The organism is Citrobacter sp. 172116965 (assembly GCF_013458095.1).
Taxonomy (GTDB): domain Bacteria; phylum Pseudomonadota; class Gammaproteobacteria; order Enterobacterales; family Enterobacteriaceae; genus Citrobacter; species Citrobacter braakii.
In genome coordinates this window covers 5,058,913-5,083,256 of sequence record NZ_CP046673.1, presented here as the reverse complement: position 1 = coordinate 5,083,256, position 24,344 = coordinate 5,058,913, and the positions used below count along the sequence as shown (strand labels likewise).

At 54.0% G+C, this 24,344-nt stretch carries 22 protein-coding genes and 4 tRNA genes; 19 read left to right on the top strand and 7 right to left on the bottom strand.

The window, feature by feature from the left end:
• Position 1: 1 nt before the first annotated feature.
• The 10 genes from rffA to GPJ68_RS24505 all read left to right on the top strand — a co-directional run bounded on the left by rffA (position 2) and on the right by GPJ68_RS24505 (position 7,751).
• The gene (rffA, locus tag GPJ68_RS24550) at positions 2 to 1,132 is read left to right on the top strand and encodes a dTDP-4-amino-4,6-dideoxygalactose transaminase (protein ID WP_016155114.1); all 1,131 of its coding nucleotides are present in this window, start codon (positions 2 to 4) and stop codon (positions 1,130 to 1,132) included.
• A gap of 1 nt (position 1,133) precedes the next feature.
• Positions 1,134 to 2,384, top strand: coding sequence for a lipid III flippase WzxE (gene wzxE / locus GPJ68_RS24545; RefSeq protein WP_104651949.1), 1,251 nt, complete (start codon positions 1,134 to 1,136; stop codon positions 2,382 to 2,384).
• Positions 2,381 to 3,460, top strand: coding sequence for a TDP-N-acetylfucosamine:lipid II N-acetylfucosaminyltransferase (locus tag GPJ68_RS24540; protein ID WP_049270486.1), 1,080 nt, complete (start codon positions 2,381 to 2,383; stop codon positions 3,458 to 3,460). Before wzxE ends, GPJ68_RS24540 begins: the two co-directional genes overlap by 4 nt.
• Positions 3,457 to 4,812 carry an ECA oligosaccharide polymerase gene (gene wzyE, locus GPJ68_RS24535; RefSeq protein WP_016155117.1) on the top strand — a complete coding sequence of 452 codons (1,356 nt, stop codon included), beginning with the start codon at positions 3,457 to 3,459 and terminating at the stop codon, positions 4,810 to 4,812. The genes GPJ68_RS24540 and wzyE overlap by 4 nt, the downstream gene beginning before the upstream one ends.
• On the top strand, positions 4,812 to 5,552 hold the full coding sequence (gene wecG, locus GPJ68_RS24530; protein WP_019078441.1) for a lipopolysaccharide N-acetylmannosaminouronosyltransferase: 741 nt from the start codon (positions 4,812 to 4,814) through the stop codon (positions 5,550 to 5,552). The genes wzyE and wecG overlap by 1 nt, the downstream gene beginning before the upstream one ends.
• A gap of 278 nt (positions 5,553 to 5,830) precedes the next feature.
• Positions 5,831 to 7,216, top strand: coding sequence for an amino acid permease (locus tag GPJ68_RS24525; RefSeq protein WP_016157844.1), 1,386 nt, complete (start codon positions 5,831 to 5,833; stop codon positions 7,214 to 7,216).
• A 102-nt stretch (positions 7,217 to 7,318) separates the two neighbouring features.
• Positions 7,319 to 7,395 (top strand) — tRNA-Arg (locus tag GPJ68_RS24520).
• Between the two features lie 56 nt (positions 7,396 to 7,451).
• Positions 7,452 to 7,527 (top strand) — tRNA-His (locus tag GPJ68_RS24515).
• A 20-nt stretch (positions 7,528 to 7,547) separates the two neighbouring features.
• Positions 7,548 to 7,633: transfer RNA gene (locus GPJ68_RS24510), tRNA-Leu, on the top strand.
• Between the two features lie 41 nt (positions 7,634 to 7,674).
• Positions 7,675 to 7,751 (top strand) — tRNA-Pro (locus GPJ68_RS24505).
• A gap of 459 nt (positions 7,752 to 8,210) precedes the next feature.
• Here the strand turns inward: GPJ68_RS24505 and hemY are convergent.
• The 4 genes from hemY to hemC are packed head-to-tail and all read right to left on the bottom strand — an operon-like array spanning position 8,211 to position 12,288.
• Positions 8,211 to 9,410: a protoheme IX biogenesis protein HemY gene (gene hemY / locus GPJ68_RS24500; RefSeq protein WP_047499566.1), complete on the bottom strand. Its 1,200-nt coding sequence runs from the start codon at positions 9,408 to 9,410 to the stop codon at positions 8,211 to 8,213.
• Between the two features lie 2 nt (positions 9,411 to 9,412).
• A complete protein-coding gene (gene hemX / locus GPJ68_RS24495; protein ID WP_019078439.1) occupies positions 9,413 to 10,588 on the bottom strand; it encodes a uroporphyrinogen-III C-methyltransferase in 1,176 nt (391 codons plus the stop codon).
• Between the two features lie 21 nt (positions 10,589 to 10,609).
• Complete coding sequence (gene hemD, locus GPJ68_RS24490) at positions 10,610 to 11,350, bottom strand: uroporphyrinogen-III synthase (RefSeq protein ID WP_019078438.1); 741 nt, start codon at positions 11,348 to 11,350, stop codon at positions 10,610 to 10,612.
• Entirely contained in the window at positions 11,347 to 12,288 is a 942-nt protein-coding gene (gene hemC / locus GPJ68_RS24485; RefSeq protein WP_016157846.1) for a hydroxymethylbilane synthase, read from the bottom strand. The genes hemD and hemC overlap by 4 nt, the downstream gene beginning before the upstream one ends.
• A 395-nt stretch (positions 12,289 to 12,683) precedes the next feature.
• Between hemC and cyaA the strand changes: the two genes are divergently transcribed.
• Positions 12,684 to 15,230, top strand: a complete 2,547-nt coding sequence (cyaA, locus tag GPJ68_RS24480) for a class I adenylate cyclase (RefSeq protein WP_019078435.1) — start codon at positions 12,684 to 12,686, stop codon at positions 15,228 to 15,230.
• A gap of 40 nt (positions 15,231 to 15,270) precedes the next feature.
• Here the strand turns inward: cyaA and cyaY are convergent, their stop codons facing one another.
• Positions 15,271 to 15,591, bottom strand: coding sequence for an iron donor protein CyaY (gene cyaY, locus GPJ68_RS24475; RefSeq protein WP_080860388.1), 321 nt, complete (start codon positions 15,589 to 15,591; stop codon positions 15,271 to 15,273).
• Between the two features lie 138 nt (positions 15,592 to 15,729).
• On the opposite strand from cyaY, the gene GPJ68_RS24470 reads away from it, so the two are divergent.
• The 8 genes from GPJ68_RS24470 to corA all read left to right on the top strand — a co-directional run bounded on the left by GPJ68_RS24470 (position 15,730) and on the right by corA (position 22,803).
• Positions 15,730 to 15,933, top strand: coding sequence for a lipoprotein (locus GPJ68_RS24470; RefSeq protein ID WP_003017937.1), 204 nt, complete (start codon positions 15,730 to 15,732; stop codon positions 15,931 to 15,933).
• A 48-nt stretch (positions 15,934 to 15,981) separates the two neighbouring features.
• Complete coding sequence (gene dapF, locus GPJ68_RS24465) at positions 15,982 to 16,806, top strand: diaminopimelate epimerase (RefSeq protein ID WP_080860390.1); 825 nt, start codon at positions 15,982 to 15,984, stop codon at positions 16,804 to 16,806.
• Positions 16,803 to 17,510, top strand: coding sequence for a DUF484 domain-containing protein (locus GPJ68_RS24460; protein ID WP_103284402.1), 708 nt, complete (start codon positions 16,803 to 16,805; stop codon positions 17,508 to 17,510). The genes dapF and GPJ68_RS24460 overlap by 4 nt, the downstream gene beginning before the upstream one ends.
• On the top strand, positions 17,507 to 18,409 hold the full coding sequence (xerC, locus tag GPJ68_RS24455) for a tyrosine recombinase XerC (protein ID WP_180837048.1): 903 nt from the start codon (positions 17,507 to 17,509) through the stop codon (positions 18,407 to 18,409). Before GPJ68_RS24460 ends, xerC begins: the two co-directional genes overlap by 4 nt.
• The gene (gene yigB, locus GPJ68_RS24450) at positions 18,409 to 19,125 is read left to right on the top strand and encodes a 5-amino-6-(5-phospho-D-ribitylamino)uracil phosphatase YigB (RefSeq protein WP_016155129.1); all 717 of its coding nucleotides are present in this window, start codon (positions 18,409 to 18,411) and stop codon (positions 19,123 to 19,125) included. The genes xerC and yigB overlap by 1 nt, the downstream gene beginning before the upstream one ends.
• An 88-nt stretch (positions 19,126 to 19,213) precedes the next feature.
• Positions 19,214 to 21,376 carry a DNA helicase II gene (gene uvrD, locus GPJ68_RS24445; protein WP_003828957.1) on the top strand — a complete coding sequence of 721 codons (2,163 nt, stop codon included), beginning with the start codon at positions 19,214 to 19,216 and terminating at the stop codon, positions 21,374 to 21,376.
• A 265-nt stretch (positions 21,377 to 21,641) separates the two neighbouring features.
• A complete protein-coding gene (ysgD, locus tag GPJ68_RS25010) occupies positions 21,642 to 21,698 on the top strand; it encodes a YsgD/CorL family protein (protein ID WP_212723238.1) in 57 nt (18 codons plus the stop codon).
• Between the two features lie 154 nt (positions 21,699 to 21,852).
• Complete coding sequence (corA, locus tag GPJ68_RS24440) at positions 21,853 to 22,803, top strand: magnesium/cobalt transporter CorA (RefSeq protein ID WP_180837046.1); 951 nt, start codon at positions 21,853 to 21,855, stop codon at positions 22,801 to 22,803.
• 41 nt (positions 22,804 to 22,844) lie between these two features.
• Here corA and rarD read toward each other — a convergent pair whose 3' ends face one another.
• Positions 22,845 to 23,738, bottom strand: a complete 894-nt coding sequence (rarD, locus tag GPJ68_RS24435) for an EamA family transporter RarD (protein ID WP_016155131.1) — start codon at positions 23,736 to 23,738, stop codon at positions 22,845 to 22,847.
• Between the two features lie 51 nt (positions 23,739 to 23,789).
• Positions 23,790 to 24,257, bottom strand: a complete 468-nt coding sequence (yigI, locus tag GPJ68_RS24430; protein ID WP_003017917.1) for an acyl-CoA thioesterase YigI — start codon at positions 24,255 to 24,257, stop codon at positions 23,790 to 23,792.
• Positions 24,258 to 24,344 lie beyond the last annotated feature (87 nt).

Below are 24,344 nucleotides of genomic sequence, written 5' to 3'. Positions count from 1 at the left end.
GATGATTCCATTTAATGCACCGCCGGTGGTGGGAACTGAACTCGATTACATGCAGTCTGCGATGAATAGCGGCAAACTGTGTGGCGACGGTGGCTTTACCCGTCGCTGTCAGCAGTGGCTGGAGCAGCATTTTGGCAGCGAGAAAGTGCTGCTGACGCCTTCCTGCACCGCATCGCTTGAGATGGCGGCATTGTTGCTGGACATCCAGCCTGGCGATGAAGTCATTATGCCGAGCTACACGTTTGTCTCTACGGCCAATGCCTTCGTGTTGCGCGGCGCGAAAATCGTCTTTGTTGATATTCGCCCGGATACCATGAACATTGACGAAACGCTGATTGAAGCGGCGATCACCGATAAAACCCGCGCTATTGTGCCGGTACATTACGCGGGCGTGGCCTGCGAAATGGATACCATCATGGGGCTGGCCACTAAACATAACCTGTATGTGGTGGAAGATGCCGCCCAGGGCGTCATGTCGACCTACAAGGGGCGTGCGCTTGGTACGATTGGTCACATCGGCTGCTTTAGCTTCCATGAGACCAAAAACTATACCGCAGGCGGGGAAGGTGGAGCGACGCTGATTAATGATAAAAAATTAGTCGAGCGTGCAGAAATCATCCGTGAAAAAGGGACTAACCGTAGTCAGTTTTTCCGCGGCCAGGTAGACAAGTATACCTGGCGTGATATCGGTTCCAGCTATTTGATGTCCGATCTGCAGGCGGCTTATCTGTGGGCGCAGTTGGAAGCGGCTGATCGTATTAACCAGCAGCGTCTGGCGCTGTGGCAAAAGTATTACGATGCCCTGGAACCGCTGGCGCGTGCCGGGCGTATTGAGCTGCCTTCGATACCGGAGGGTTGCGTACAGAATGCCCATATGTTTTACATCAAGCTGCGCGATATCGACGATCGCACGGCGTTGATTAACTTCCTGAAAGAAGCTGAAATTATGGCGGTGTTCCACTATATCCCGCTGCATGATTGCCCGGCTGGCGATAAATTCGGCGTGTTTGCCGGTGTTGATCGTTACACCACCAAAGAGAGCGAACGCCTGCTGCGTTTACCGCTGTTCTACAATCTGTCGCCGGTGAACCAGCGAACAGTCATTACGACCTTACTCAACTACTTCGCCTGATATGTCGCTTGCAAAAGCGTCCTTATGGACGGCGGCCAGTACGCTGGTAAAAATTGGCGCAGGTTTGCTGGTTGTGAAGTTGCTGGCGGTGTCGTTTGGCCCGGCAGGCGTGGGGCAGGCGGGTAACTTCCGCCAGATGGTCACCGTGCTTGGCGTGTTGGCGGGGGCCGGCATTTTCAATGGCGTCACGAAATACGTTGCGCAGCATCATGACGATCCGGCCCGGCTCCGTAAGGTGGTCGGAACATCTTCCGCGATGGTGCTGGGATTCTCTACGCTGATGGCGGTGATTTTTTTGCTGGCGGCTGCGCCTATCAGTCAGGGATTATTTGGTCATACTCATTATCAGGGGCTGGTTAGACTGGTTGCGCTGGTGCAGATGGGCATTGCCTGGGCGAACCTGCTGCTGGCGCTGATGAAGGGCTTCCGCGATGCGGCGGGTAACGCGCTGTCGTTGATTGTGGGGAGCCTGGTGGGTGTAGCGACTTATTATGGCTGTTATCGCCTGGGAGGGTATGAAGGCGCCTTGCTGGGCCTGGCGCTGGTACCTGCGCTGGTCGCTATCCCTGCCGCTATAATGCTGATTAAGCGTGGGACTATCCCCCTGCATTACCTGAAACCCTCGTGGGATAACGGTCTGGCAGGGCAGTTAAGCAAGTTTACGCTGATGGCGCTGATTACCTCCGTAACGCTGCCAGTGGCATACGTGATGATGCGAAACCTGTTGGCGGCGCAGTACAGCTGGGATGATGTGGGGATCTGGCAGGGGGTGAGCAGTATCTCCGATGCTTATCTGCAATTTATCACCGCCTCATTCAGCGTTTACTTGCTGCCGACGTTGTCGCGTTTGACTGAAAAGCGCGACATCACACGCGAAGTGATCAAGTCGTTGAAATTCGTGCTGCCGGCGGTTGCTGCCGCAAGCTTTACCGTCTGGCTACTGCGCGATTTTGCTATCTGGCTGCTTTTCTCCGCTAAATTCACCGCCATGCGCGACCTGTTCGCCTGGCAACTGGTCGGTGATGTGCTGAAAGTCGGCGCCTATGTTTTCGGTTATCTGGTGATCGCGAAAGCGTCGCTGCGGTTTTATATCTTGGCAGAAATTAGCCAGTTCATGTTATTGACGGCGTTTGCACATTGGCTGATCCCTGCACATGGTGCGCTGGGCGCGGCACAGGCTTACATGGCAACGTACATTGTCTATTTCTCTCTTTGTTGTGGCGTGTTTTTACTCTGGCGTAGGCGGGTATGACTGTACTGATTCACGTTCTGGGATCGGATATCCCTCACCATAACCAAACCGTGCTGCGGTTTTTCAACGACTCGCTGGCCGCGACGAGCGAGCACGCGCGCACGTTTATGGTTGCAGGTCAGGATGCCGGATTCAGTGAGAACTGCCCGGCGTTATCGCTAAGCTTCTATGGAGGGAAAAAGGCGCTGGCTGAAGCGGTTATCGCGAAAGCAAAAGCGGATCGCCAACAGCGTTTTTTCTTCCACGGTCAGTTCAACACCAGTCTGTGGTTAGCGCTGCTGAGCGGGGGAATTAAACCGGAGCAGTTTTACTGGCATATCTGGGGCGCGGATTTATATGAAGTCTCCAGTGGACTGAAATTTCGCCTGTTTTACCCCATTCGCCGTATGGCGCAGAATCGCGTGGGCTGCGTATTTGCCACGCGGGGTGATTTGAGCTATTTCGCCGAACAGCATCCGCGCGTGCGTGGCGAGTTGCTCTATTTCCCAACGCGGATGGATCCCTCGCTCAATAATATGAGCAACGCGTGTCAGCGCAGCGGCAAGATGACGGTGCTGGTTGGCAACTCTGGCGATCGCAGCAATGAGCATATTGCCGCGCTCCGCGCCGTCCATCAGCAGTTCGGCGACACGGTGAATGTGATTGTACCGATGGGGTACCCCGCCAATAATGTGGCTTATATCGACGAGGTTCGTCAGGCCGGCCTGGCATTGTTTAGCGCTGAGAATCTGCAAATTTTAAGTGAAAAGCTGGAATTTGATGCCTATCTGACATTATTACGTCAGTGTGATTTGGGTTACTTTATTTTTGCCCGTCAGCAGGGGATCGGTACCCTGTGTTTACTGATTCAGGCCGGTATCCCGTGCGTGCTCAACCGTGAAAATCCCTTCTGGCAGGATATGGTGGAACAGAATCTCCCGGTGTTATTTACCACTGATGAGCTCAATGAAGGCGTCGTACGCGAAGCGCAGCGCCAGTTGGCATCGGTAGATAAAAATTCAATCACCTTCTTTAGCCCGAATTATCTGCAGCCGTGGCACAACGCGCTGCGCATTGCTTCAGGAGAAACCATATGAGCCTGATGCAATTTAGTGGTCTGCTGGTGGTATGGCTGCTCTCCACCTTGTTTATCGCCACGCTGACCTGGTTTGAATTCCGCCGCGTGCGTTTTAATTTCAATGTTTTCTTCTCACTGCTGTTTTTGCTGACGTTCTTCTTCGGGTTCCCGTTGACCAGCATACTGGTGTTCCGTTTTGATGTGGCAGTTGCTCCGCCGGAGATCCTGCTGCAGGCCTTGCTGTCTGCCGCCTGTTTCTATGCCGTCTACTACGTGACGTATAAAACACGCCTTCGCAAGCGAGTCGAGGATAAGCCACGCAGGCCGCTATTTACCATCAATCGCGTTGAAGCGCATTTGACCTGGGTTATCCTGATGGCGATTGCATTGGTGAGCGTGGGCGTCTTCTTTATGCACAACGGATTCCTGCTGTTCAGACTGCAATCCTACAGCCAAATTTTTTCCAGTGAAGTCTCTGGGGTCGCTCTGAAGCGTTTCTTCTACTTCTTCATTCCGGCAATGCTGGTGGTCTATTTCCTGCGTCAGGACAGCAAAGCGTGGTTATTCTTCCTGGTGAGTACCGTCGCGTTTGGTTTGCTGACCTATATGATTGTTGGCGGGACGCGCGCCAATATCATCATTGCGTTTGCCATCTTCTTGTTTATCGGCATCATTCGCGGCTGGATTTCGCTGTGGATGCTGGCCGCCGCGGGCGTGCTGGGTATCGTCGGGATGTTCTGGCTGGCGCTGAAGCGCTATGGGATGAACGTTAGCGGCGACGAGGCGTTCTATACCTTCCTGTACCTCACGCGCGACACCTTCTCGCCGTGGGAGAATCTGGCGCTGTTGCTGCAAAATTACCACAATATTGAGTTTCAGGGGCTGGCGCCGATTGTCCGTGACTTCTACGTCTTTATCCCCTCCTGGCTGTGGCCTGGGCGGCCGAGTATTGTCCTCAACTCAGCGAACTACTTTACTTGGGAAGTGTTGAACAACCACTCAGGTCTGGCGATTTCGCCGACGTTAATTGGTTCACTGGTGGTGATGGGCGGGGCGCTGTTTATCCCGTTAGGCGCGATTGTCGTTGGACTCATCATCAAGTGGTTTGACTGGCTGTATGAGTTAGGCAACCGCGAAACCAATCGCTACAAGGCGGCGATTCTGCACAGTTTCTGTTTTGGCGCTATTTTCAATATGATCGTGTTGGCACGTGAAGGGCTGGATTCGTTTGTCTCGCGAGTGGTCTTTTTTCTCGTGATTTTCGGCGTTTGTCTGCTGGTGGCAAAACTGCTGTTTTGGCTATTCGATAGTGCGGGACTCATCCATAAACGAATCAAATCGCTGCCCCGGACACAGATTGAAGGATCGTAATGACAGATAACACAACTGCGCCACTCTACTCGCTGCGCGGGCTACAATTGATTGGCTGGCGCGATATGCAGCATGCGCTAAATTACCTGTTTGCCGAGGGACATCTCAGGTCAGGAACGCTGGTGGCAATCAACGCCGAGAAGATGCTGACGGCAGAAGATAACCCTGAAGTGCGGGATCTGATCAACGCCGCTGAGTTCAAATATGCGGATGGGATTAGCGTGGTGCGCTCAGTGCGCAAAAAATTTCCGCAGGCGCAGGTTTCACGCGTGGCAGGGGCTGATCTTTGGGAAGCGCTTATGGCGCGAGCTGGGCAGGAAGGAACGCCTGTTTTCCTGATTGGTGGCAAGCCTGAAGTTCTGGCGCAAACGGAAGCCAAACTGCGTGCCCAGTGGCGCGTGAACATTGTAGGCAGTCAGGACGGTTATTTTACCCCGGACCAGCGGCAGGCATTGTTTGAACGTATCCACGCCAGCGGTGCGCAGATTGTGACGGTGGCGATGGGCTCGCCGAAACAAGAGATCTTTATGCGTGACTGCCGGAAGACTCACCCTGAAGCGCTTTATATGGGCGTGGGTGGTACCTACGACGTCTTTACCGGTCACGTTAAGCGTGCGCCGCGAATCTGGCAGAGTCTGGGGCTGGAGTGGCTGTATCGCTTATTGTCGCAGCCAAGCCGTATCACTCGTCAACTTCGCTTATTACGCTATCTCCGCTGGCACTATACCGGCAACCTCTGACGCCCTCCCTCCTTTGATAAGTAGCGTGATCTGCTAATTACGCTACTTATTCACAACATAATCGCTGCTTTCTCACACAATCTATTTATTTTTTGAATGCTTTAATTGCCATTTAAGCGATTTTAGGAAACCATTCGCAACAATCATTGCAGTGCCGTGGTGTTTTTGACGCCAACCGTTAAGCGGTCGGTGCCGTATGGCCTGTTATGGCATAACAAGATGTACCCATAACGAGAACCGGTAATACCGGACAGTATGCAAACACAACAAGAGGATTTATGGCCGAGAACAAACCTGAGCTACAGCGTGGGCTGGAGGCTCGTCACATCGAATTAATTGCCCTTGGGGGGACTATTGGCGTCGGGCTATTTATGGGGGCCGCCAGTACCCTGAAATGGGCGGGACCTTCGGTTCTGCTGGCATACATTGTCGCCGGGCTGTTCGTCTTTTTCATTATGCGTTCTATGGGGGAGATGTTATTCCTCGAGCCGGTTGCCGGTTCATTTGCTGTTTACGCCCATCGTTATATGAGCCCCTTCTTTGGTTATCTCACCGCCTGGTCATACTGGTTTATGTGGATGGCGGTGGGGATATCAGAGATTACCGCCATCGGGGTGTACGTCCAGTTCTGGTTCCCGGAAATGGCACAATGGATACCCGCACTGATAGCTGTCGGACTGGTTGCGTTGGCAAATCTCGCCGCGGTTCGCCTGTATGGTGAAATTGAGTTCTGGTTTGCCATGATTAAAGTGACCACCATCATTGTGATGATCGTCATTGGATTAGGGGTGATTTTCTTCGGTTTTGGCAATGGCGGTCAGGCGATCGGCTTTGGCAACCTGACTGAGCACGGCGGCTTCTTTGCTGGTGGTTGGAAGGGCTTCCTGACGGCATTGTGTATTGTCGTGGCTTCTTACCAGGGCGTGGAGCTGATCGGCATTACTGCGGGTGAAGCGAAGAATCCGCAGGTCACGCTGCGTAGTGCAGTAGGGAAAGTGCTGTGGCGTATTCTGATTTTCTACGTCGGTGCGATTTTTGTTATCGTCACTATTTTCCCGTGGAATGAGATTGGCAGTAACGGTAGTCCGTTTGTTCTCACCTTTGCCAAGATTGGTATTACCGCCGCGGCAGGGATTATTAACTTTGTGGTCCTGACGGCGGCGCTGTCGGGCTGTAACAGTGGGATGTACAGCTGTGGGCGTATGCTTTACGCGCTGGCAAAGAATCGCCAGCTACCTGCCGCTGTTGGAAAAGTTTCGCGCCAGGGCGTGCCGGTTGCCGGCGTGGCTATTTCTATCGCGATCCTGCTGGTTGGTTCGTGCCTGAACTACATCATTCCCAACCCGCAGCGTGTGTTCGTTTATGTCTATAGCGCCAGCGTGCTGCCGGGGATGGTGCCGTGGTTTGTGATCCTGATAAGCCAGATACGTTTCCGTCAGGCGCATAAAGCGGCGATCGCCAGTCATCCCTTCCGCTCGATTCTGTTCCCGTGGGCGAACTATTTGACGATGGCGTTCCTGATTTGCGTATTAATCGGCATGTACTTTAATGAAGATACCCGAATGTCGCTGTTTGTTGGCATTCTCTTCTTACTGGCCGTGACGCTCATTTATAAGGTTTTTGGCCTGAATCGTCATGGCACAGCCCAAAAATTGCAGGAATAAGCGACAAAACGCACAAACCATGACCAAACGATAATTTATTTTAAAAAAGCACTAGACAGCAGACCGAGACCTCCGTAATATCCAGCCCCGCAACGGCGCTAAGCGCCCGTAGCTCAGCTGGATAGAGCGCTGCCCTCCGGAGGCAGAGGTCTCAGGTTCGAATCCTGTCGGGCGCACCATTTAGTAAGGTGCCGGAGCTGCGGTGGTTTTAATACCGCGTAAAAGATTTGCAGTGGTGGCTATAGCTCAGTTGGTAGAGCCCTGGATTGTGATTCCAGTTGTCGTGGGTTCGAATCCCATTAGCCACCCCATTAATTTAAAGTTGTGAAATGCGAAGGTGGCGGAATTGGTAGACGCGCTAGCTTCAGGTGTTAGTGTCCTTAGGATGTGGGGGTTCGAGTCCCCCCCCTCGCACCACGACTTAAAGAATTGAACTAAAAATTCAAAAAGCAGTAAAACGGCGAGTAGCGCAGCTTGGTAGCGCAACTGGTTTGGGACCAGTGGGTCGGAGGTTCGAATCCTCTCTCGCCGACCAATTTTGAACCCCGCTTCGGCGGGGTTTTTTGTTTTCTGATTTTCCCTTCTCAGCCTTTATTTCCCCGAATTTCCTGATGTCTTAAAAAGTCCGGTTCCATTGTTTTTGCAGTGCAATCGTGGCATGCCTTGTGCAATAATATACGGGTAGATGCTCATTCCATCTCTTATGTTCGCCATCTGGCCTCATAAACTCAGGAATGATGCAGAGCCGTTTACGGTGCTTATCGTCCACAGACAGATGTCGCTCTGGCCTCATCAAACACCATGGACATAACGTTGAGTGAAGCACCCATTTATGTTGTCATACAGACCTGTTTAACGCCTGCTCCAAAAGAGCGGGCGTTTTTTTATGCATATACACCTCATCCTTCAAGTCGCCTCGAAGCATCTCGAATGATTTGGTGTATATGAAATAACGGTAGGCCCGGTAAGCGAAGCGTCACCGGGCAAGAGGGAATTACTGCGGGGGATTGTTGTTCTGCAGCGTCAACATCAGGCCATCACGACGCATGGTGGCGGCTTCTTCCGGCTGATGCAGTCTGTCCAGCGCGTCAGCAAGCCAGGCGTAGTCATAGGCATCTGGACGCTGTTTGAGAGCGGCACGGAAGGCGAACGTGGCTTCCTGCCATTCGCCGTGCTTCATTAGCGACTGGCCCAGCGTGCTCCACAGTAATGGGCGATCGCCGACGGCTTTAATCTGCTGGCGCAACACTTTTTCTATCTGTTCCGGGTTGTTGGTTTTCAGACGCGGGATCGGCAGCACCAGGCGGTCGTCATACTGGCGTTTAAGACCATCAATGATGACCTGCTGTGCCGTATCGTGATCGTCACACTCAATCAGATGTTCAGCCATTGCCACCTGCAGGGCAACCTGGTGACGGGTTTTACGGTTCTGGTTTTTCCACCATGCACGTAGCCCCTCGCTGCCCTGATCGGCGCGAACCTGATCCATCAGACCAACCCATGCCTGCTGTTCCAGCATCGCGCGGTGCTCGTCATCACCCACGTGCGCTTTTGCCATGGATGGAATGATATCCAGTAACGAACTCCATGCACCGGTACGAATGTAGGCCTGTTCAGCCAGACGCAGCACTTCCGGATGACGTGGCGTCACTTCCAGCAGTTTATCTACGCTGTGGCGTGCGGCGTGATTTTCATTACGTGCCAGCTGCAGGCGAACACGAGTGATTTCTACCGGGATCGTATCATTTCCGGCCAGTTCGGTAGCACGCTCAAGGTGTTGGTTGGCACGTGCTTCGTCACCGCGCTGTTGAGCCGCTTCTGCCGCCAGCAGGTAATTCACTACCGGCTGTTCTGCATGATCGGCGTTTTTCGACATCAGCTTTTCAACCTGCTGATAATCGCCTTCTGCCAGCTTGAGCAGCGCCTGCTCGGTCTGCTTACGGGCGCGACGACGCTTCCGACCGACAAACCATCCGCGGGTATGCGCGCCAGTGCGGAAAATTCGGCGCAGCAGCCATTCAATCGCAAACAGGACGACCATTGCGACGATCAGAATGATCACCAGACCCGTCACGCTGGTTTCGATATTGTAATTATCCGTCTGGATCAGTACGTAGCCCTGATGACCGGCAATCATTGGACCGACAACGATCCCGGCGATCAATAGCACAAAGAGCAATAATACTTTTAGCATCATTATTCTCCTTGCGGCGCAGTTGCCGGAGTTTCAGCTGAAGGCGCAGGAGCTGCTGCAACCGGCGCTGTGGCAGGCTGTGCCAGTAAATTACGTACGCGGGTCTGCATGAGCTTGTCGAGAAGCGCCTGGCTCTGCAGCGTTTCCGGTACGTCCATGCTGATGCTTTGTTGGCTCAGTTGGTCTACCTCTTCAAGGAAAGCTTTGGTGGCTGCATCGTCGGTGTCGTAGTAGGCGCGCACCCAGGTGGAGACGTTTTCCAGCGCCTGGCGATATGTTTCCTCCTGATGACGCGGCACGGCCTGGGCGGCCACTAACAGGCGAGAACGGATATTTTCACGTAAGTAAACGTCCTGGTTCGGTGCCAGCAGCGGGACGGCGGTTTCATCACGACGGCGAACGGTGATAAAGCTGTCCATAAAGTTCTGCCAGCTTTTTTGCAGATTGACGCGCCATTCGCTGATCGAGCTGGAAAGCTCGCTGCTGTCGGAATCCATCGGCGAATCGTCGGTATCGTTGTCGGCCAGACGCAGGTTATCAATCTGGTTAGAGAGCTGATTCACTTTCAGGATAATGCCGTCATAGTCGACCTGAGTCACCGCAGAGAGGCTCGCGATATCGTCGGTAATCGCGCGACGGGCGGTAATCAGGCTTGGGTCATTCATATCCGCCAGACTGGCGTCAGCGCTTTTCAGCAGCGCCGCGGCGGTAGTAACGTCCTGATCGCTCCATAATTTGCGACCGGCCAGTTTCACCAGAAAATCAGCCTGCGCCAGCAGCCATGTCCCGGCATCGCTGCCGGAGATAGTGGCGACTTTTTGCTGGACTTCGTCAAGCTGTTTGACCAGCGCGGCCTGCTGGCGAGCGGCTTCATCCAGCTGCGTTGCCTGCTGTTTAATAATGCCTTCCAGCTCAGCTTTTTGGCTTTCTTGCGCTTTTTGCAACGCCGTAAGCTGGTTCGCCAGCGCATCGCTGGTTGCTGTCTGCGTTGTTGCCTGCTGTTTCCCCCAACCGTACAGCCCAACGCCTGCAGCCAGCGCAATAGCAATCGCCACTGCGCTCAGAATCAGCGCCGTGCTGTTCTTACTCTTTTTTTCAGTATTGACTGGCTGTGATGTGGTTTCCACGGCCTCCCTGGTCTCTTCAACCACGGCGGAGGATTTTTCTTGTTCCGTCATTATGGCATCCCATTATGAGAGTTATTGTAATGCGCGTAGTAGCGCATCGTTGTCGGCGTTATCAGCGACCTTAATATCTTGCCAGCCCAGTTCCCGGGCGAGGTGCGCCAGACGCTCACTGACGACCAGCAGCCGACAGCGTAGTAACCAGTGATCACGATACCACTGCGGAATGAGCGACCAGAGCTGTTGTAGCATCTCTCCGCTGGTGACAACCACCGTGGTCACACCACGAGATTGCCAGCGCATCGCTTCTTCTGCACCATCGTAATATTTTGCACTGCGTTGATAACATTCACAAAAATCGACATCAGCTCCGCGTGCTGTCAGGGTTTCACCTATCAGCTCACGGCCACCATTGCCGCGTAATATAAGCGCGCGTTTTCCCGCAATATTTTGTAATTCAGGTAATTGTAGCAAGACTTCGCTAATTTCCCGATCCAGAGGGTAGTGAATATTGAAACCGCTAACGGTATGCAGCGCCAGCGCCGTTGTGCGACCAATGGCAAAATAACGCGGAAGGGAGGGCCAGCTTTTCCCTTGTTGCTGAAGCTCGGCATCTGCAAAGGTGACGGCGTGCTGCGAGAGGGCGAAGACCAGATCGTTTTCCGTCAGCGCCGATAGTCGGAAAGCAAGCGTTGCCAGTTCCCGACCGGGCGAAAACTCGATGAGCGGAAAGCTCCAGGCCACCTGCCCCAGTGTGCGCAGACGGCTCACTAACTCTTCCCCTGCGGGAGACGGGCGGGTGACCAGAATACTCATGCGGGGGCTTCTCCGTTGTAAACTTCAGCCAGAATGGTGCGCGCACCGTTCTCCAGCAGCTCTTCAGCCAGAGAGATGCCCATCTGTTCAGCTTCCTGCGCGGCGCCGCGACGTTCTCCGCATACCATCTGCGAACCGTCAGGCGCGCCGACCAGCGCCCGCAGCCAAATCTCACCGTTAATGAGTTCTGCATAACTGCCGATAGGGACCTGACATCCCCCTTCCAGGCGGGTATTCATGGCGCGTTCGGCTTTGACGCGCAGCGCCGTCTCTTCATGGTTGAGCGGCGCTAACAGCGCCTGAGTGCGCATATCATCCAGTCGACATTCTATGCCAACTGCGCCTTGCCCGACAGCGGGTAGGGAGACTTCCGGCGGCAGAGCGGTGCGGACTCGCGACTCAAGACCTAAACGTTTTAATCCGGCGACCGCCAGAATAATGGCGTCATAATCGCCGTTATCCAGTTTGCTCAGACGCGTACCTACGTTACCGCGCAGTGAACGGATGACGAGATCCGGGCGACGCTTTGCCAACTGGCACTGGCGACGCAAACTGGATGTCCCGACGATGCTGCCTGCCGGGAGTTCATCCAGCGTGTTGTACTTATTTGAGACGAAAGCATCACGCGGATCCTCTCGCTCGCAAATGGTGACCAGTCCAAGACCGTCAGGGAACTCAACCGGCACATCCTTCATGGAATGCACGGCGATATCGGCGCGTTTTTCCAGCAGCGCGACTTCCAGCTCTTTAACAAACAACCCTTTCCCCCCGACTTTCGCCAGCGGGGTATCAAGGATCACATCGCCACGGGTTACCATCGGAACCAGTTCCACGATCAGACCGGGGTGGTTTGCCATTAAGGCGTCTTTGACATAATGTGCCTGCCAGAGCGCAAGGGGGCTTTGGCGTGTGGCAATTCTCAAAACATTGTCTAACATGCTTGTTACCGTCATTATCAATCATTGACCATCCTAACATCCTTATCAAAGGGATGTCAGCGTTACGCTCAAACGTGAGTGAGAGGAAAAGGCGCTGCATCATCACTGGCAGTGAATAATGACGAGAAACCTCCCGACCGTATGAAGGAATTTACACGTAACGAACGGTGCTACACTTGTATGTAGCGCATCTTTCTTTACGGTCAATGAGCAAGGTGTTAAATTGATCACGTTTTAGACCATTTTTTCGGCTGTACAGCATAAAAAAATATGGGCGAAAAAACAGGTAACGGTTATTTTTGACATACGGTTTATCCGAATTGATGACGATTATTGTGAGCGCTTGTGCCGCAGCAATCGACAACATGACGGATAGCAACATCAGGCGATACGTCTTGTACCTCTATATTGAGACTCTGAAACAGAGACTGGATGCCATAAATCAACTGCGTGTGGATCGCGCGCTTGCTGCCATGGGACCTGCCTTCCAGCAGGTATACAGTCTGCTGCCGACATTATTGCACTACCACCATCCGCTGATGCCGGGTTACCTTGATGGTAACGTTCCCAAAGGCATATGCCTTTACACGCCTGATGAAACCCAACGCCACTACCTGAACGAACTGGAACTGTACCGCGGTATGTCACCGCAGGATCCTCCCAAGGGCGAACTGCCTATCACCGGCGTTTACTCAATGGGCAGCACCTCTTCGGTAGGGCAAAGCTGTTCCTCTGACCTTGATATTTGGGTCTGCCATCAATCCTGGCTGGATAGCGAAGAGCGCCAGCTGCTGCAGCGTAAATGTAGCCTGCTGGAAAGCTGGGCCGCCTCGCTGGGCGTGGAAGTCAGCTTCTTCCTGATTGATGAAAACCGTTTCCGCCACAATGAAAGCGGCAGTTTGGGTGGTGAAGACTGTGGCTCGACGCAGCATATCCTGTTGCTTGATGAATTCTATCGCACCGCTGTGCGTCTCGCGGGTAAACGTATTCTGTGGAATATGGTGCCGGGCGACGAAGAAGAGCATTACGACGATTACGTCATGACGCTTTACGCACAGGGGGTGTTAACGCCAAACGAATGGCTGGATCTCGGCGGACTCAGTTCGCTCTCCGCCGAAGAGTACTTTGGCGCCAGCCTCTGGCAGCTGTACAAGAGTATCGACTCCCCGTACAAAGCGGTATTGAAAACGCTGCTGCTGGAAGCTTATTCCTGGGAATACCCCAATCCACGCCTGTTGGCGAAAGATATTAAACAGCGCCTGCACGATGGTGAGATCGTCTCTTTTGGTCTCGACCCTTACTGCATGATGCTGGAGCGCGTTACCGAGTACCTCACGGCGATCGAAGACCCGACACGTCTGGATTTAGTGCGTCGATGTTTCTACTTAAAAGTGTGTGAGAAACTGAGCCGCGAGCGCGCCTGCGTGGGCTGGCGTCGTGAAGTATTAAGTCAGTTAGTGAAAGAGTGGGGCTGGGATGACGCCCGTCTGACTATGCTGGATAACCGCGCTAACTGGAAGATTGACCAGGTACGCGAAGCGCATAACGAACTGCTCGATGCGATGATGCAGAGCTATCGTAACCTGATCCGTTTTGCCCGCCGAAATAACCTCAGCGTGAGCGCCAGCCCGCAGGATATCGGCGTGCTGACCCGTAAGCTGTATGCCGCGTTTGAAGCATTACCAGGTAAAGTAACGCTGGTGAACCCGCAGATATCTCCGGATCTCTCGGAACCGAATCTGACCTTTATCCATGTGCCGCCGGGCCGTGCCAACCGTTCGGGTTGGTATCTCTATAACCGCGCGCCTAACATGGACTCGATCATCAGCCATCAGCCGCTGGAATATAACCGCTACCTCAATAAACTGGTGGCGTGGGCCTGGTTCAACGGCCTGCTGACCTCGCGTACGCATTTATTTATTAAGGGCAACGGCATTGTTGATTTGCCGAAGCTGCAAGAAATGGTCGCCGACGTGTCGCACCACTTCCCGCTGCGACTGCCAGCGCCAACGCCGAAGGCGCTCTATAGCCCGTGCGAGATTCGCCACCTGGCGATTATCGTTAACCTTGAATATGACCCGACGGCAGCATTTCGCAATCAGGTGGTACATTTTGATTTCCGTAAGCTGGACGTCTTCAGCTTTGGTGAAGAACAAAATTGCCTGGTGGGTAGCGTCGACCTGCTGTACCGCAACTCGTGGAATGAAGTGCGTACGCTGCACTTCAACGGTGAGCAGGCGATGATTGAAGCGTTAAAAACGATTCTGGGCAAAATGCACCAGGATGCCGCGCCGCCGGATAGCGTCGAGGTCTTCTGCTATAGCCAGCATCTGCGCGGTTTAATTCGCACCCGCGTGCAGCAACTAGTGTCTGAGTGCATCGAGTTGCGCCTCTCCAGTACCCGTCAGGAAACCGGACGCTTCAAAGCGCTGCGCGTTTCTGGTCAGACGTGGGGTCTGTTCTTCGAGCGCCTGAACGTCTCGGTACAGAAGCTGGAAAACGCGATTGAATTTTATGGCGCGATTTCACATAACAAACTGCACGGGCTTTCCGTTCAGGTTGAGACCAATCATGTGAAACTCCCGTCAGTGGTTGACGGTTTTGCCAGCGAAGGGATCATTCAGTTCTTTTTCGAAGAAACGGGTGATGAGCAGGGCTTTAATATCTACATTCTGGATGAGAGTAATCGGGCTGAGGTGTATCACCACTGCGAAGGCAGCAAAGAGGAGCTGGTACGCGATGTCAGCCGTTTCTACTCGTCGTCGCACGATCGCTTTACCTACGGCTCCAGCTTCATCAACTTTAACCTGCCGCAGTTCTATCAGATTGTGAAAACCGACGGGCGCGCGCAGGTGATCCCGTTCCGTACCCAGCCGATTAGCGCCGTGCCGCCCGTCAGTCAGGAAAACGACACTCCGCTGTTGCAGCAGTATTTCTCGTGAGCATGATGCCGGATAAGCGAAGCGTATCCGGCAATAAAACTTAACGGAAGCTCACCTCTTCACCCGCCTGCTGTGTCGCCGCCTGTTCTAGCAGATCCCAGAACGTTTCGCCGCTACGATCGCAGATCCACTCGTCGTCTTTCAGGTCAAAGTGGTAGCCGCCCTGTTTGGTCGCCAGCCACACCTGATGCAGCGGCTCCTGACGGTTAATAATAATTTTGCTGCCGTTTTCGAAGCTGATGGTCAGCACGCCGCCGTTGATCTCACAATCGATATCGCTGTCGCCGTCCCAGTCGTCCAGACGCTCTTCAATGGTCATCCACAGGGTGTCAGCAAGGCGATGAAATTCACTGTCGTTCATTTTCTTATCCTGTTTTTCGTGATGACGGCAGTATAACCTGAAACAAAACGCGTTGCAGATTACAGGCTAACTCTTGCTTTTACGCCTTCTCCTGCGATGATAGAAAACAGAAAGCATGAACTTTACAGGCAATCGATAATGAAAAACGTGTTAAAGCCACTCGCTGTCATTTTTACTCTGTTCAGCCTGACGGGCTGTGGGCTAAAAGGCCCGCTCTATTTCCCGCCAGCAGATAAAACCGCGCCGCCTCCGACCAAGAGCGTTCAGCCGCAATCGCAATCCACCACGCCAGAGAAAAACGATCGTGGGATTAGTGACGGGCCTTCCCAGGTGAATTACTGACGGCAGGAATAGATGTATATTTCTGTACCCGCGTGAACGGAGTGAATGATGCAATTCTCTAAAATGCATGGCCTTGGCAACGATTTTATGGTCGTCGACGCGGTAACGCAGAATGTCTTTTTCTCACCAGAGCTGATCCGCCGCTTGTCCGACAGGCATCTCGGAGTTGGATTTGATCAACTGCTGGTGGTTGAACCTCCGTATGATCCGGAGCTGGATTTCCACTACCGTATTTTTAATGCCGACGGTAGTGAAGTGTCACAGTGTGGCAATGGCGCCCGCTGTTTTGCCCGCTTTGTTCGCCTGAAAGGGCTGACCAATAAGCGTGATATTCGCGTCAGTACCGCTAATGGTCGTATGGTATTAACCGTAACCGACGACGAGCTGGTACGGGTGAATATGGGTGAACCCAATTTTGAACCCGCGCAGGTTCCGTTTCGCGCCAACAAAGCAGAGAAGACCTATATTATGCGCGTGTCTGAACAGACAGTATTGTGCGGCGTGGTTTCAATGGGGAACCCGCACTGCGTAATTCAGGTTGATGATGTTGATACGGCCACGGTAGAAACGTTGGGGCCGGTTCTGGAAAGTCACGAACGCTTTCCTGAACGCGCCAATATCGGATTTATGCAGGTGGTAAAGCGCGAGCATATCCGGCTGCGCGTCTATGAGCGCGGCGCGGGTGAAACGCAGGCCTGCGGCAGCGGTGCGTGCGCCGCTGTTGCGGTTGGTATCCAGCAGGGCCTGCTGGCAGAAGAAGTGAGGGTGGAATTACCGGGCGGTCGACTTGATATCGCCTGGAAAGGTCCGGGTCATCCGCTGTATATGACTGGCCCGGCGGCACATGTCTACGACGGATTTATTCACTTATGAAGCAACCAGGGGAAGAACTACAGGAAACGCTCATGGAGCTGGACGACCGGGCGGTCGTCGATTACCTGCAACGTAATCCTGAGTTTTTTATCCGTAATGCCCAGGCAGTTGAAGCGATGCGTGTTCCACACCCGGTGCGGGGCACGGTCTCTTTAGTGGAATGGCATATGGCGCGGGCACGTAATCATATTAACGTGCTGGAAGAGAATATGGCGTTGTTGATGGAACAAGCCAACGCCAATGAAAGCCTGTTCTATCGTCTGTTAAATCTGCAAGCCCGGCTGGTATCGGCCAGCAGTCTTGACGACATGCTGATGCGATTTCATCGCTGGGCGCGTGAGTTAGGGCTGGCTGGGGCGACGGTTCGTCTGTTCCCGGATCGCTGGCGACTTGGTGCGCCATCAAAATTCACTCATCTGGCATTAAGCCGTCAGGCTTTTGAACCGCTGCGTATTCAGCGTCTGGGCCAGTCACAGCACTATCTTGGGCCGCTCAATGGCCCGGAACTTCTGGTCATGATGCCCGAAGCGAAAGCGATAGGCTCGGTGGCGATGTCGATGTTGGGGCAAGATGGATCCCTGGGCGTGATGCTGTTCAGCAGTCGCGACGTTAATCATTACCAGCAGGGGCAAGGTACGCAATTACTGCAGGAAATCTCGCTGATGTTGCCGGAGCTGCTGGAGCGCTGGATTGAACGCGTATGACCGATTCACCCCTTTCTCAGGATGTGGCGCGCTTTTTACGCTATCTGGGCGTTGAGCGCCAGCTTAGCCCGATCACATTGCTGAATTATCAGCGTCAGCTTGATGCCATCATTGCGTTAGCCGGAGAGACCGGTCTGCAAAGCTGGCAACAATGTGACGCTTCGATGGTACGCAGTTTTGCCGTGCGCAGCCGTCGTAAAGGGCTAGGGCCGGCGAGCCTGGCGCTGCGTCTCTCCGCATTGCGCAGTTTCTTTGACTGGCTGGTTAATCAGGGCGAGCTGAAAGCCAATCCGGCAAAAAGTGTTTCCGCACCGAAAGCACCGCGTCATCTACCTAAAAATATCGATGTCGACGATGTTAACCGTCTGCTGGATATCGACCTCAACGATCCCCTCGCCGTGCGCGACCGGGCAATGTTAGAAGTGATGTACGGCGCAGGGCTGCGTTTGTCTGAACTGGTTGGGCTGGATATTAAACATCTCGATCTCGACACCGGCGAAGCATGGGTGATGGGGAAGGGCAGTAAAGAACGTCGCCTGCCAATTGGCCGCAATGCAGTGGCGTGGATTGAGCACTGGCTGGACCTGCGGGGGCTATTTGGCTGCGATGACGATGCGTTATTCCTGTCAAAACTGGGCAAACGCATTTCTGCGCGTAATGTACAAAAACGCTTTGCGGAGTGGGGGATCAAACAGGGGCTGAATAGCCACGTACATCCCCACAAATTGCGCCACTCTTTTGCGACGCATATGCTGGAGTCGAGCGGCGATCTGCGCGGGGTACAGGAGTTATTGGGGCATGCTAATCTCTCCACTACCCAAATCTATACCCATCTTGATTTTCAACACCTGGCTTCAGTGTACGATGCGGCGCATCCACGCGCCAAACGGGGGAAATAATGCGTTTTTACCGGCCTCTGGGGCGTATTTCTGCGCTCACCTTTGACCTTGATGACACCCTTTACGATAACCGTCCCGTTATCACACGCACCGAGCAGGAAGCGCTCGCGTTTGTACAGAATTACCATCCGGCGTTGAATTCGCTGCAAAATAGCGACCTACAGCGCTTACGTCAGGCCGTTCGCGACGCTGAGCCGGAAATCTACCACGACGTTACCCAATGGCGTCACCGCGCCGTAGAGCGCGCTATGCTGGAGGCGGGATTGTCAGAAGCAGAAGCCAGAATGGGGGCAAATGCGGCGATGATGAATTTCGCCAAATGGCGTAGCCGCATTGACGTCCCGCAGGCGACGCATGACACGCTGAAGGCGCTGGCCCGCAAATGGCCGCTGGTGGCGATCACCAACGGTAACGCACAGCCAGAACTGTTCGGCCTGGGCGATTACTTTGAGTTTGTGCTGCGCGCCGGTCCCGACGGGCGATCAAAACCGTTCAGCGACATGTATGCGCTGGCGGCGGATAAACTGAAAATGCCTGTGGCTGAGATTCTGCATGTGGGCGATGACCTGACGACAGACGTGGCGGGGGCCATCCGTTGCGGTATGCAGGCCTGCTGGATCAAACCGGAAAATGCCGACCTGATGCAAACCGCAGACAGCCGTTTGCTGCCGCATATCGAAATTTCACAGTTGGCATCTCTGACCTCGCTGATATAATCACCAGCAGAACTCTGTATATATACCCAGCTTTTTGGCGGATGGCGCTACGCTTATCCGCCTTACCTACTTTTACGCGGCGGTGCCAATGGACGTTTCTTACCTGCTCGACAGCCTTAATGATAAACAGCGTGAAGCGGTGGCCGCGCCACGCAGCAACATGCTGGTTTTGGCCGGCGCGGGGAGTGGTAAAACTCGCGTGCTGGTGCACCGTATCGCCTGGTTACTGACGGTAGAGAACAACTCGCCATACTCCATTATGGCGGTGACCTTTACCAACAAAGCGGCGGCGGAAATGCGCCACCGTATTGGCCAGATCATGGGAACCAGCCAGGGCGGTATGTGGGTGGGTACATTCCACGGTCTGGCGCACCGTCTGCTGCGCGCGCACCATATGGATGCGAACCTGCCGCAGGATTTCCAGATCCTCGACAGCGAAGACCAATTGCGTTTGCTCAAGCGTTTGATCAAGGCGATGAATCTTGATGAGAAGCAGTGGCCGCCGCGTCAGGCGATGTGGTTTATCAATAGTCAGAAAGATGAAGGGCTGCGCCCGCACCATCTGCAGAGCTATGGCAACCCGGTAGAGCAAACCTGGCAGAAAGTGTATCAGGCCTATCAGGAAGCGTGTGACCGCGCGGGGCTGGTGGATTTCGCCGAGCTGTTGCTGCGCGCCCATGAACTGTGGCTCAACAAGCCGCATATCCTGCAGCACTACCGCGAACGCTTTACCAATATCCTGGTGGACGAATTCCAGGATACCAACAACATTCAGTACGCCTGGATCCGCCTGCTGGCGGGCGATACCGGCAAAGTGATGATCGTTGGCGATGATGACCAGTCGATCTACGGCTGGCGCGGGGCGCAGGTGGAAAACATCCAGCGCTTCCTCACGGATTTCCCGGGCGCAGAAACTATTCGCCTGGAGCAGAACTACCGCTCGACCAACAACATCCTCAGCGCGGCCAACGCCCTGATTGAAAACAACAACGGGCGTTTGGGTAAAAAGCTGTGGACCGATGGCGTCGACGGCGAACCAATTTCACTGTACTGCGCGTTCAACGAACTCGATGAAGCGCGTTTTGTGGTCAATCGTATCAAAACCTGGCAGGACAACGGCGGTGCGCTGGAACAGTGCGCCATTCTGTATCGCAGCAACGCCCAGTCGCGCGTGCTGGAAGAGGCGTTGTTACAAGCCAGCATGCCGTACCGTATCTATGGTGGGATGCGCTTCTTCGAACGCCAGGAAATCAAAGATGCGCTCTCCTACCTGCGCCTGATCGCTAACCGCAATGACGACGCTGCATTCGAACGCGTGGTGAATACGCCAACCCGCGGGATTGGCGATCGTACATTAGATGTCGTGCGTCAGACCTCCCGTGACCGCCAGCTTACGTTGTGGCAGGCCTGTCGTGAGCTGTTGCAGGAAAAAGCCCTCGCGGGTCGCGCCGCCAGCGCCTTACAGCGTTTTATGGAGCTGATCGATGCGCTGGCGCAGGAGACCGCCGATATGCCGCTGCACGTGCAGACTGACCGGGTGATTAAAGACTCCGGCCTGCGCATGATGTACGAGCAGGAAAAAGGCGAGAAGGGTCAGACGCGTATCGAAAACTTAGACGAACTGGTGACGGCAACGCGCCAGTTCAGCTACAACGAAGAAGACGAAGACTTAATGCCGCTACAGGCGTTCCTGTCACACGCCGCGCTGGAAGCAGGCGAAGGGCAGGCGGATACCTGGCAGGATGCGGTACAACTGATGACGCTGCACTCGGCGAAAGGTCTGGAGTTCCCCCAGGTATTTATCGTGGGTATGGAAGAAGGCATGTTCCCCAGCCAGATGTCGCTGGACGAAGGTGGGCGCCTCGAAGAAGAGCGCCGCCTGGCTTACGTAGGCGTGACCCGCGCGATGCAAAAGCTGACGCTGACCTACGCCGAAACGCGTCGTCTGTACGGCAAAGAGGTTTACCACCGGCCGTCGCGCTTTATCGGCGAACTGCCGGAAGCGTGCGTTGAAGAGGTTCGCCTGCGCGCCACGGTTAGCCGCCCGGTGAGCCATCAGCGGATGGGCACGCCAATGGCGGAAAATGATACCGGCTACAAGCTCGGCCAGCGCGTGCGCCACGCTAAGTTTGGTGAGGGCACCATCGTCAATCTGGAAGGAAGCGGTGAGCACAGCCGTTTGCAGGTCGCGTTCCAGGGGCAAGGGATCAAATGGCTGGTGGCAGCCTACGCCAGACTGGAAACGGTTTGATCGGTTTGGCTTTGCCGGATGGCGACGCTGGCGCGTCTTATCCGGCCTACAGACCGGGTAACATTTTGATTTCCAGGCCGGACAAGGCGAAGCCGCCATCCCGCTATCTGTCGGTTAATATTCTGAAATCATAGATAAATAATTCCCCTCTGCTAACCTTTTTGTATAAGGGGAAATTATTACTTTTTCGCCATCTGTTGCGTGTTGACGTCAAAATTTTGCTGGCGTAACATGCGCGCACGATTACGCTAAGAGGACATTCGCCTTGGACACACCCAGTAGATACTGGCTCATTATCCTGTCATCCAGGATCAACTCCTAAGGCTATCCCTTTTTGCTGATAGCCTTCGCGGTTGTCAGCGACCTTCTGTTTTTTCCCGTCGCGCTGAGTCAGGCTGTTTAATGGTCTGAAACCCAATTTGTTTCTGTGTGCCCTCCGAACTGTCCGATAATTTTTTGCATTGGGAGTCCCGGTCATGCTGAGCGCATTTCAACTGGAAAACAATCGTTTAACTCGCCTTGAGGCAGACGAAATCGAGCACCTGGCCAGTTCGGTTTGGGTCGATTTAGTCGAGCCGGATGACGAAGAACGAAACCGTGTGCAAAAGGACTTGGGCCAGAATCTGGCTACGCGCCCTGAACTGGAAGACATCGAAGCATCTGCGCGTTTTTTTGAAGACGAAGACGGTCTGCACATTCACTCCTTCTTCTTCTATGAAGATGCCGACGATCACGCGGGTAACTCAACCGTCGCATTTACCATTCGCGAAGGCCGCCTGTTTACTCTGCGCGAGCGCGAGCTGCCGGCATTCCGCCTGTACCGCATGCGTGCGCGTAATCAGGCGATGGTGGATGGCAACGCTTACGAGCTGCTGCTCGACCTGTTCGAAACTAAAATTGAACAGTTGGCGGATGAGATCGAAAACATCTACAGCGACCTGGAAAAACTCAGCCGTGTGATCATGGAAGGGCGTCAGGGCGATGAATATGACGAAGCGCTTTCGACGCTGGCGGAACTGGAAGATATCGGCTGGAAGGTCCGCCTGTGTCTGATGGAGACCCAGCGCGCACTGAACTTCCTGGTGCGTAAAGCGCGTTTGCCGGGGAGTCAGCTGGAACAGGCGCGTGAGATTCTGCGCGATATCGAATCCCTGCTGCCGCACAACGAGTCACTGTTCCAGAAGGTTAACTTCCTGATGCAGGCGGCGATGGGCTTTATCAATATCGAGCAGAACCGCATCATCAAGATCTTCTCGGTGGTCTCTGTGGTGTTCCTGCCGCCGACGCTGGTGGCTTCCAGCTACGGGATGAACTTTGAGTTCATGCCGGAATTGCACTGGAGCTTCGGTTACCCAGGGGCGATTGTCTTTATGATGCTCGCGGGTCTGGCACCGTATCTGTACTTTAAGCGCAAGAACTGGCTGTAATGGCTGTGCCGGATGGCGGTTACGCCTTATCCGGCACTTCTTCAGCTCCGACGTACCCGTCGTTGCGTATAAATCGCATCCATCACGAAAACTGCCAGCGCCACCCAGATAAACGCAAACGTGACCATTTTATCCGCTCCCGGAACTTCACCGTAGAAAGTGACGGCCAGCAGGAACATTAGCGTGGGTCCGATATACTGGAAGAAACCCAGCGTGGACAGACGCAGGCGGGTCGCCGCGCCGGTAAAGCACAGCAGCGGAATGGTGGTCACGACACCTGCAGCAATTAGCAGCAGATTGAGCGACATGGGGTTTTGCCCCATATGGCTGGTTGGGCTGTCCGCGATGCCAAACAGATAGATAGCCGCAACAGGTAAAAGCCACAGGGTTTCGATCAGCATGCCGGTTTGTGCTTCGACGGCAATCTTCTTGCGTACCAGACCATAGAAAGCAAAGCTGAACGCCAGGCCCAACGCGATGATTGGCAGCGATCCGAAGGTCCACAGCTGTACCAGTACGCCGCAGGCGGCTAACAGTACCGCCAGCCACTGCATGCGACGAAAGCGCTCGCCGAGGAAAAGCATTCCCAGCACAATATTCACCAGAGGGTTAATAAAATAGCCCAGGCTGGCTTCCAGCATATGATGATTATTGACCGCCCAAATGAACAGCAGCCAGTTTCCACCGATGAGCACTGCAGAGAGCGCCAGCAGGAAGATCTTCTTTGGCGTTTGTAGCAGCGTTTTGATGCCCGACCACTGGCGACTGATGCTCATCAGTACCACCATAAAGAAAAATGACCAGATGACGCGGTGCGTCAGGATCTCATCCGCCGGGACATAGTAAATCAGCTTGAAGTAGGCAGGAGCGATACCCCAAATAAAATAAGCAGCAAGAGCGAGTAACACGCCCTGCCGCGTTTGTTTAGCATCCATCGGGAAAACTCATTTCAGAAATGTAACAGCAGTTTACCTTTTTTTGGGCACTTACCCCACCATATAAGTGGCGGTTGCGCTGGCAATATAAAGCTGTTCTTCGTTATGCAGTTCCACGCGCGCAACGGCGACTTTATTCCCCGCCCGCAGCAGGCTACTGGTGGCGGTAAAGCGATTTCCTCTCCCCGGGCGCAGGTAATCAACGCGCAAATCGATTGTCCCCATACGTGACATTCGCTGACGCAGTTCGTCCTCGCTGATCGTCTCATGGCGGGTCAGCGTACTGCCAACGCACACCAGCCCGGCGGCAACGTCCAGCGCCGACGCGATCACGCCGCCATGTAGAATGCTTTGCGCCCAGTTGCCGACCATCATCGGTTGATTATTAAAGGCTAATTGAGCAAATTCTTTCTCATAGCGTTCAAGCTCCAGACCCAGCGCCCGGTTAAACGGCATATGATAGACAAACATTTCACCCACTAACTTCAGCGCTTCCTCAGCAGTAAGTACGGCAGACATACGATCCCTACATCTCAATGGTTAATGAAATGTTGATATTATGCTTATTATTTGTTGTTTTCTACTTTAGGACGGGATAACTAACGA

Bases quoted from the DNA above. Each gene is read 5' to 3' on its own strand.
- rffA (WP_016155114.1), top strand. From the start codon at position 2: ATGATTCCATTTAATGCACCGCCGGTGGTGGGAACTGAACTCGATTAC.
- wzxE (WP_104651949.1), top strand. From the start codon at position 1,134: ATGTCGCTTGCAAAAGCGTCCTTATGGACGGCGGCCAGTACGCTGGTA.
- GPJ68_RS24540 (WP_049270486.1), top strand. From the start codon at position 2,381: ATGACTGTACTGATTCACGTTCTGGGATCGGATATCCCTCACCATAAC.
- wzyE (WP_016155117.1), top strand. From the start codon at position 3,457: ATGAGCCTGATGCAATTTAGTGGTCTGCTGGTGGTATGGCTGCTCTCC.
- wecG (WP_019078441.1), top strand. From the start codon at position 4,812: ATGACAGATAACACAACTGCGCCACTCTACTCGCTGCGCGGGCTACAA.
- GPJ68_RS24525 (WP_016157844.1), top strand. From the start codon at position 5,831: ATGGCCGAGAACAAACCTGAGCTACAGCGTGGGCTGGAGGCTCGTCAC.
- hemY (WP_047499566.1), bottom strand. From the start codon at position 9,410: ATGCTAAAAGTATTATTGCTCTTTGTGCTATTGATCGCCGGGATCGTT.
- hemX (WP_019078439.1), bottom strand. From the start codon at position 10,588: ATGACGGAACAAGAAAAATCCTCCGCCGTGGTTGAAGAGACCAGGGAG.
- hemD (WP_019078438.1), bottom strand. From the start codon at position 11,350: ATGAGTATTCTGGTCACCCGCCCGTCTCCCGCAGGGGAAGAGTTAGTG.
- hemC (WP_016157846.1), bottom strand. From the start codon at position 12,288: ATGTTAGACAATGTTTTGAGAATTGCCACACGCCAAAGCCCCCTTGCG.
- cyaY (WP_080860388.1), bottom strand. From the start codon at position 15,591: ATGAACGACAGTGAATTTCATCGCCTTGCTGACACCCTGTGGATGACC.
- GPJ68_RS24470 (WP_003017937.1), top strand. From the start codon at position 15,730: ATGAAAAACGTGTTAAAGCCACTCGCTGTCATTTTTACTCTGTTCAGC.
- dapF (WP_080860390.1), top strand. From the start codon at position 15,982: ATGCAATTCTCTAAAATGCATGGCCTTGGCAACGATTTTATGGTCGTC.
- GPJ68_RS24460 (WP_103284402.1), top strand. From the start codon at position 16,803: ATGAAGCAACCAGGGGAAGAACTACAGGAAACGCTCATGGAGCTGGAC.
- xerC (WP_180837048.1), top strand. From the start codon at position 17,507: ATGACCGATTCACCCCTTTCTCAGGATGTGGCGCGCTTTTTACGCTAT.
- yigB (WP_016155129.1), top strand. From the start codon at position 18,409: ATGCGTTTTTACCGGCCTCTGGGGCGTATTTCTGCGCTCACCTTTGAC.
- uvrD (WP_003828957.1), top strand. From the start codon at position 19,214: ATGGACGTTTCTTACCTGCTCGACAGCCTTAATGATAAACAGCGTGAA.
- corA (WP_180837046.1), top strand. From the start codon at position 21,853: ATGCTGAGCGCATTTCAACTGGAAAACAATCGTTTAACTCGCCTTGAG.
- rarD (WP_016155131.1), bottom strand. From the start codon at position 23,738: ATGGATGCTAAACAAACGCGGCAGGGCGTGTTACTCGCTCTTGCTGCT.
- yigI (WP_003017917.1), bottom strand. From the start codon at position 24,257: ATGTCTGCCGTACTTACTGCTGAGGAAGCGCTGAAGTTAGTGGGTGAA.